Origin of the sequence: Magnetovibrio sp. PR-2 (assembly GCF_036689815.1) — a bacterium.
Classification (GTDB): Bacteria; Pseudomonadota; Alphaproteobacteria; order Rhodospirillales; family Magnetovibrionaceae; genus Magnetovibrio.
This window is the reverse complement of sequence record NZ_JBAHUR010000031.1, coordinates 1-1,408: the sequence shown is the minus strand read 5'-3', so window position 1 is coordinate 1,408 and position 1,408 is coordinate 1. Positions and strand designations below refer to the sequence as shown.

Genomic DNA, 1,408 nt, shown 5'->3' with positions numbered 1-1,408 from the left:
GATGGGGGGGGGGATGGGAGTGGCGGGCGAGGCTTACCCGTTCGACTGCTTAAACTGATACAGCGCAATGGCTGCTGCATTCGACAGGTTGAGGCTTTCCACCGCTTCCGACATGGGGATTTTGACGATGATGTCGCAGTTTTCCAGCGTTAAACGGCGCAGGCCCGCGCCCTCCGCCCCAAGCACCAACGCATTGCGGCCCTTGAGGGTTTTCGCGCTGAGCGTCTCGTCCGTGTGGCCGTCAAACCCGACACACCAGAACTCAGCCGCTTTGAGCTGTTCCATGGCGCGCGCGATGTTGGTGACTTTGACGTAGGGCAGGCGTTCGATGGCGCCCGATGCCGCTTTGGCCATGCTCGCCGTGATGTCTGGGGCGTGCTTGTCCTGCACGATGACGCCCAGCGCGCCGAACGCCGCCGCCGTGCGCATCACCGCGCCGATGTTTCTGGGGTCGGTGGCTTGGTCCAAGATGACGACGCTGGCGGAGCTTAAGCCCTCAGACGCTTCTAAAAGGTCTTCGATGACCGGGTAAGCCAGCGGCATGGTTTCCACCGCGATGCCCTGGTGCACAGCTTCGCGGGGCAAAAGGTCGTGGATATCGCGCCGATCCCGCCACTCGATTTGGGGGCGGGGGACTTCGCAGGCTTCAAAAGCCGCGTTGGCCGCTTCGACCACAGGGACTTCCAAATCGTCCGCAGCATCAGAAGCCACAACGATGCGCCTGACGTCGCGTTCGGGATTCGCCAAAGCCGCTAAGCATGCATGAATGCCATAGAGCCAATTGCCGCCCTTGGTTTGACGGCGGATGTTGTCGCGGGAATGCTCTGTCTGGTGACCCGAGCGGCCCTTATTCAAATGTTTTTTTCGCTTTGCCATAGGGCGCTTTTTACACCCCAAACGGCGTTTTGTCTTGGTCCTTTTTTCTGAAGGGAATCAAAGGTTTTGCGCCTGAGTGGGTAGGGGGGTAAAAAAAGTTAAGCAAAAACGTCACTCGGCTGTTGACATAGGCTTGAAATTCTTCATATTGCGCCTCGTCCGGACCGTCGGCTTGCCGACGTGCTTCCTTATGGATAAGGAGGGGTGCCCGAGTGGCTAAAGGGGACGGGCTGTAAACCCGTTGACGTACGTCTACGTTGGTTCGAATCCAACCCCCTCCACCATCCACCTTAAGAAGCACGCAGGCAGGGAACACTGGCCGGAAACCCTGCAAAGGGAGGGAGTTACCGCTTGCGGGTGTAGCTCAATGGTAGAGCAGAAGCCTTCCAAGCTTACGACGAGGGTTCGATTCCCTTCACCCGCTCCATCCCCCTGCAGAGACGCTAGTGTTTAGGTCCGCCAAGTATTGGTTTGATCTATTTTTGTAATTGAATGCCTTCTTAGGTTTGAGGAAGTCGGACTATGGCCAAGG

General features: G+C 57.7%; 1 protein-coding gene and 2 tRNA genes. 2 read left to right on the top strand and 1 reads right to left on the bottom strand.

Annotated features, from left to right (window positions below):
* Nucleotides 1-33: 33 nt before the first annotated feature.
* Entirely contained in the window at nt 34-876 is an 843-nt protein-coding gene (gene rlmB / locus V5T82_RS18065) for a 23S rRNA (guanosine(2251)-2'-O)-methyltransferase RlmB (protein ID WP_332897072.1), read from the bottom strand.
* 198 nt (nt 877-1,074) lie between these two features.
* On the opposite strand from rlmB, the gene V5T82_RS18060 reads away from it, so the two are divergent.
* Together V5T82_RS18060 and V5T82_RS18055 are read left to right on the top strand one after the other, a co-directional pair.
* Nucleotides 1,075-1,160: transfer RNA gene (locus V5T82_RS18060), tRNA-Tyr, on the top strand.
* A 69-nt stretch (nt 1,161-1,229) separates the two neighbouring features.
* Nucleotides 1,230-1,303 (top strand) — tRNA-Gly (locus V5T82_RS18055).
* Nucleotides 1,304-1,408 lie beyond the last annotated feature (105 nt).